The sequence below is a fragment of the Mesorhizobium sp. M7A.F.Ca.US.014.04.1.1 genome (assembly GCF_003998745.1).
GTDB classification, from domain to species: Bacteria; Pseudomonadota; Alphaproteobacteria; order Rhizobiales; family Rhizobiaceae; genus Mesorhizobium; species Mesorhizobium ciceri.
Genome location: NZ_RZRW01000367.1, coordinates 1 through 5,892, shown reverse-complemented (window position 1 = coordinate 5,892; position 5,892 = coordinate 1). Strand labels below are relative to the sequence as shown.

The following is a 5,892-nucleotide window of genomic DNA, read 5'->3' as shown; positions in this document are numbered from 1 at the left end:
ATGCTGCACTGGCTGCAGCAGACCGGTCACCGTCTCCTTGGCGAAGATATTGTCGAGACCGGCATCATCCGAAGTCTGGTGGATGAAACCGCGCTCGCTCATCGTGCGCAGGAAATCCGATTTGAAGGCAGGCATTTTTTCTATTCCCGAAAGCGTCCGGCCGCTGTGGCTCAGGCGTGCATGAACGCGGGCGTTTAGCATCCAAGCGCGATCAGCAAAAGTGGTTTCCGGTTTTGCGACTGATCGCGCCAGACAAAGGTCCAGCGATCAGCAAAAGTGGTTTCCGGTTTGCAGCCCGCGCGGATGGCGTTGCGAATCCTTGCTTCGTCGTTTGGGCTGGCGTATTGAGGCGCCGCGCAGGGCAGGGCCTGAGGCGCCGCGACGGGGCCATCCCGCAGATCAGATCCGGAAAGCTCCGCGATGAACAGGAACTATCTCTTTCTCTTTCTGTTCAGCGTGCTGATGACGTTCAGTGGACTGGCGAGCCTTCCACCCATCGACCGCGACGAATCCCGTTTTGTCCAGGCTACCAAGCAGATGGTCGAAACCTCCGACTATGTCGACATCCGTTTTCAGGATGCCTCGCGCTACAAGAAGCCGATCGGCATCTACTGGCTGCAATCGGCGGCCGTGGCGCTGAGCGGCGAGGGGGCGGCGGCGCCGATCTGGGTCTACCGCCTCGTCTCCATGCTTGGCATTGCCTTGGCCGTCGTCGGCATCGCCTGGACGGGCACCAAGCTGTTCGGGGCCAATGCCGGTCTCGCCGCCGGCCTGATGATGGCGGCGATCTTCGCCACCGCCTTCGAGGGCCGTGACGCCAAGACCGACGCCATGCTGCTGGCCTGCTGCGTGGCGGCGCAAGGCGCGCTCGCCCAGATCTATCTGGCAGCGCGCCGCAACGAACCGGTAGCCGCCCATCTGCCGTGGATTTTCTGGGCCGCTCAAGGCCTTGGAATTCTTATCAAGGGGCCGGTGGCTCCGCTGTTGTCGTTGCTCACGGTCGCCGCCCTGTTTGCCTTCGAGCGCGACTGGCGCTGGCTCCTGAAGCTGAAGCTCGTGCGCGGTGTCGCTCTGGTGGCGCTCATCGTGTTGCCCTGGGTTGCCCTCATCACCTGGAAGAGCGGCGGCACCTTTCTCAGCGATGCCGTCGGCAAGGACATGATGGCCAAGGTCGCCTCGGGCGAGGAATCGCACGGCCTGCCGCCCGGTTTCTACATGCTGACCTATTCCTTGTTCATGTGGCCGTTCGGCCTGATCGCGGTCGGCGCCGGGCTCCAGGCCCTCAACCGTCTGCGCGACGATCCCCGGCTGCGTTTCTGCCTCGCCTGGTATATTCCGTTCTGGCTGGTGTTCGAGCTGATCCCGACCAAGCTGCCGCACTATGTCCTGCCGGCCTATCCCGGCATGGCGCTGCTGATTGGCTGGCTGCTGACATTGTCGCCGCAGGAGGCCAATGCGCCGCTCAGGCGCTGGCAGGACTGGTTGTGGTGGTCGACCGCATTCGGTCTTGTCGTGGTCAGCCTTGGCCTGGCGGCGGTCTGCGTCGGAGCGCCGATCTATCTCACCGGCTCCTTTTCCTGGTGGAGCATCCCGGCCGCCGCGGCGGCGCTGGCGGCAGGGTATTTCGCTTTTTCGCGACAGCTGCAAGTGCCGCTCTCCCGCATCGGCGCCATCGCGGTTTGCGCCGGCATTACCTATGGGCTGTTGTTCGGCGTCATCGCGCCTTCGCTGAAGCCGATCTGGCTGAGCCCGGCGATCGAGGCGGCAGTCCAGGCCAACAGGCCTTGCGACACCACGGTGCTCGCCTCAGCGGAATATCACGAGCCGAGCCTGGTGTTCCTGGTCGGCACCAAGACCGTCCTGACCGATGTCGATGGCGTCGCCAAGCATCTGCTCGGCGATCCGGCCTGCGCGCTGGCGCTGGCACAAATCGGCGACGAGCAGAAGCTGAATGGCCTGTTGGAGGCGCAAGGCAAGTCGGCGAGCCGCGTTGCCGAGGTCGATGGCCTCAACTATTCGTCGGGAGACAAACTGTCGCTCGGCCTCTATCGTGTAAGCCAGTGACGGCTCGCCGATGCCCATGACGGCAACAATGGGGTCGAATTTCCTATGCTGGTGAAATCACGCCCGCCCGTTTCGAGCCTGCTCCTTGGCATAGGGCGCCGGTCGCTCGACAACTTTCGCGATACGATGCAGATCGCCAAAAGCCGCCTTGCCACCCGGCCGGCCAGATACCCGAATATTTTGTGGTCGGTCTGGGTGCTGGTCTGGGTCTTGCTGACGGCGTCGGCGTTTGTTCGTCTCGACACTCCGGCCGGAATGCTTCACGGCAAGTGGTCGGCGGGATTTGCCCGGACTGCCGACTTTTTCACCCAGTTCGGCCTGGGAGGCTGGTATATCATTCCCTCAGTGCTTCTGCTTGTCGCCGCGAACCTGACGGATTGGCGAAGCCTGTCGCGGCGCTCGCTGATGCTCCTCTACAACTGGACCTGCCTGGCTTTTCTGGTGCTGTGCGCCACCGGCCTGTCGGGGATCGCCGTCAATGTGCTGAAATATGCCATTGGCCGGGCTCGCCCGCTCTATTACGAGGACTTTGGCGTGCTGACCCTGCACCCCTTCGCTTTCGATGCGCGCTTCGCCGGCTTTCCGTCCGGCCATGGTACGACAATGGGCGCGGTGTTCGGGGTCGCTTTGCTGTTGTTTCCGCGGCGCTGGTACATCGCCCTGGCGATCACCGCCTGCATCGCCTCGACCCGTATCTTCGTTGGCGCGCACTATCCCAGCGACACCGTCGCCGGCTTCGGCCTTGGCTGCGGTTTCGCGCTTGCCTGCGGGCTGGTCTTTGCCCGGCTCGGCTTCATCTTCCGGCCGATGCCTTCGGGCTTGCCGGTCCGCAAGAAGACGTTTTGGCTGATTGGGCCGAGAAGGAATTTGACGGGCCGATGATGCCATGGGTAGGAAAGTCGTTGCGATAACCGGACGGCAAGGCGGGACAATGGTACGACGATCGCGAATGGTGGTAGGAGCGCTGCTGGCGGCATTTGTTGCTGGCGGAGAGATGGCGAACGCCTCGCCCTTCGTTGACACGAAGGAGGGGCAAGTCCAGGTCGACCATATGACCCTGCAGGAATTGCAGGCGGCTGCGCTAACGGGGTCGGCCGACGCGCAGAACCGGCTTGGCGTCGTTTTTCTGCTGGGACTCGGAGTTAAAGCGGATTTCGTCAAGGCTTTCGAATGGTTCCAAAAAGCGGCCGAGAAAGGGCACCCCGACGCGGAGACTTGGTTGGGCAATCTTTATGGAACCGGTCGAGGAGTAACACTCGATCGGCAGAAATCTCTGTTTTGGACAAGGAAGGCCGCAGAGCGCGGTTACAGCCGCGCAGAATATAATTTGGGAGTGAATTTCCTAGAGGGGACACTCACCGCCACGAACTACACCGAAGCCATCGCGTGGTTCAGGCGGGCTGCGGAACATGGCGACGTGTTGGCCAATCACAATCTTGGCCTATTGCTTTTGACAGGACGCGGAACTCCCAGTTCACCGCCAAATCTGAGAATTGAAGTCGACAAGGTACAGGCGCTGAAGTCGATTGCGTTCTCCGCCGAGAGTGGATTTGCGGACTCTCAAGCGGCTCTTGCTGCCATGTATTTCGAGGGGAACGGCGTAACGCAGAGCTATTCTGAAGCGGCCAGATGGTACCTATTGGCCGCGGAGCAGGGCTCAGCGTATGCACAAACGATGCTGTCCGCCATGTACCTTACTGGGCATGGTGTAACCGCCAACCAAGACACTGCCGTGAAATGGCTGAAGAAAGCGGCAGCAAACGGGAATGCTGCGGCTCAGGAACAGTTGGGCCAGAGTTATGGCGGCGGATTCTACGGACTGCCGCAGGATTTCATGCAAGCGATCGAGTGGACGACAAAGGCGGCGGACCAAGGAAACGCGGAAGCACAAAACACTCTTGGAGTAGCCTATCTTAAAGGTCTTGGAGTGCCGTCCGAGCGAGAGGTGGCTCATGATTGGTTTAAAAGGGCCGCCGCACAAGGTAATGCTCATGCAATTTACAACATAGACAAATATTTTAATAAAGATAAGGTTTTTACAGGGCAATGACCCGATTTCTATTTGGCCGGGCTGGGCTTCACCAAGGCTCGGCTTCATCAGTGCTCATTGGCGCGCCTTAATTTCCTTCGCGAACGGTGATGGGCCGGACCGACAGACCTCAAAAGACCGTAGTGTCTGCTTATTGATCGTCCCAGCGCGAACCATGTCACTGACCGCGCTATGGTCCTCAAAGGCGTCGCTCTGAAATTCCCGCTTGGTCGTCATGACCAACCTCCAAGCTACATTCCGCCAATTCAGCTAGACGCCGTCCAGGCCGCCATAGGATCTGACCAATCCGGCCATGTCGGGCGACCGGTGGTCCTCGTGTTCGAGCCCTTGCGCAACGCCGACGCGATCGGCGACCGGCCGGTTCTGGCTGACCTTCCACTTGCCGTGGATTTCGCTGATCTCGATTTCCAGCCCGATAATGCCCTTGATCTGCGACTGGATGAAGGGCTCCGGCGCATCGGTCACCGCCCAGGGCGCGGCGCGGGCGCCTTCCTGGGAGACGGTCAGATCGGCGATCTGCTGCGCCAGCCAGTCCTGATCATCCATCACCTTGACGGTGCCGCGAACCTGCACGATGGCATAATTCCAGGTCGGCACCACCTTGCCGGTCTCGCGCTTGGTCTCGTACCAGGACGGCGTCACATAGGCATCGCTGCCCTGGAAGACGATCAGTACGGTTGACGCCGGATTGTCGGCCAACAGGCGCCATTGCGGGTTGGCCCGCGCCAGATGGGCGCGCAGCCTGCCGTTCGGCCCGATTTCCGCGTCGAGCAGGAACGGGATGGCGTTGGCGACCGGCCCATCGGGTCCGTTGGAAATCAACAGGCCCAGCGGATGCGTCCGGATCAGCCCGTGCAGGATTTCCGGCCGCGTTTCCCTGAAATGAGGAGGTTCGTACATCGCCGTCCCTGCTTTCTTTGCTTATCTCAGCCGCTTCGGCCGCGGATCCGACAATTCGCCGGCCAGCCGGCGGTCGAGATAGTCGGCGCATTCCTCGAGCAGCAGGTCGGCATCGTTGGAGAAGAAATGGTTGGCGCCGGGCAACGTCTTTTGGGTGATGGTGATGCCCTTCTGCGTGTGCAGCTTGTCGACCAGGCCCTGCACATCCTTCGGCGGCGCCACCTTGTCGGCATCGCCATGGATGATCAGGCCCGATGACGGGCAGGGCGCCAGGAACGAGAAATCATAGGTGTTGGGCTGCGGCGCGATCGAGATGAAGCCTTCGATCTCGGGCCGGCGCATCAGAAGCTGCATGCCGATCCAGGATCCGAACGAGTAGCCGGCGACCCAGCAGCTCTTGGAATCGGGATGCAGCGACTGCACCCAATCCAGCGCCGCGGCAGCGTCCGACAACTCGCCGGTGCCGTGGTCGAATTCGCCCTGACTGCGGCCGATGCCGCGGAAATTGAAGCGAAGCGTGGTGAAGTCCCGCTTCTGGAACATGTAGAAGAGGTCGTAGACGATCTTGTTGTTCATCGTGCCGCCGAATTGCGGGTGCGGGTGCAGGACGATGGCAATCGGCGCGCTCTTTTCCTTGGAAGGCTGGTAGCGACCCTCCAGGCGGCCGGCAGGACCGGTGAAAATGACCTCAGGCATAAAATACTCCACTAGGTAATACGAATGCGCGGTGCCTGGAACGTTTCCTCTGGCCTTGACGCAGGGCGAGCGTCTTCTTAGAAGCTAGTTTAGAATTGTTCAAAACTGAGTGGCAAGACATCGAGCCCGGCCACCCGCGCCGCAAGCCGCGTAAATAGGACGGCTCGCCTTGGAATTTCAAG

5 protein-coding genes are annotated in these 5,892 nt (G+C 61.1%); 3 read left to right on the top strand and 2 right to left on the bottom strand.

The window, feature by feature from the left end; translation table 11 throughout:
• Positions 1-420 precede the first annotated feature (420 nt).
• From EOA22_RS22180 to EOA22_RS22170, 3 genes are all read left to right on the top strand, one after another.
• A complete protein-coding gene (locus EOA22_RS22180) occupies positions 421-2,064 on the top strand; it encodes a glycosyltransferase family 39 protein (RefSeq protein WP_063167804.1) in 1,644 nt (547 codons plus the stop codon).
• 45 nt (positions 2,065-2,109) lie between these two features.
• Positions 2,110-2,946 (top strand): phosphatase PAP2 family protein, encoded by an 837-nt coding sequence (locus tag EOA22_RS22175; protein WP_063167805.1) that lies wholly within the window; start codon positions 2,110-2,112, stop codon positions 2,944-2,946.
• A 67-nt stretch (positions 2,947-3,013) separates the two neighbouring features.
• Positions 3,014-4,114 (top strand): SEL1-like repeat protein, encoded by a 1,101-nt coding sequence (locus EOA22_RS22170; protein ID WP_063167806.1) that lies wholly within the window; start codon positions 3,014-3,016, stop codon positions 4,112-4,114.
• A 249-nt stretch (positions 4,115-4,363) separates the two neighbouring features.
• Here EOA22_RS22170 and EOA22_RS22165 read toward each other — a convergent pair whose 3' ends face one another.
• Together EOA22_RS22165 and EOA22_RS22160 are read right to left on the bottom strand one after the other, a co-directional pair.
• A complete protein-coding gene (locus EOA22_RS22165) occupies positions 4,364-5,014 on the bottom strand; it encodes an FMN-binding negative transcriptional regulator (protein ID WP_063167807.1) in 651 nt (216 codons plus the stop codon).
• Between the two features lie 21 nt (positions 5,015-5,035).
• Positions 5,036-5,710: an alpha/beta hydrolase gene (locus EOA22_RS22160; protein WP_013532163.1), complete on the bottom strand. Its 675-nt coding sequence runs from the start codon at positions 5,708-5,710 to the stop codon at positions 5,036-5,038.
• Positions 5,711-5,892: the final 182 nt, after the last annotated feature.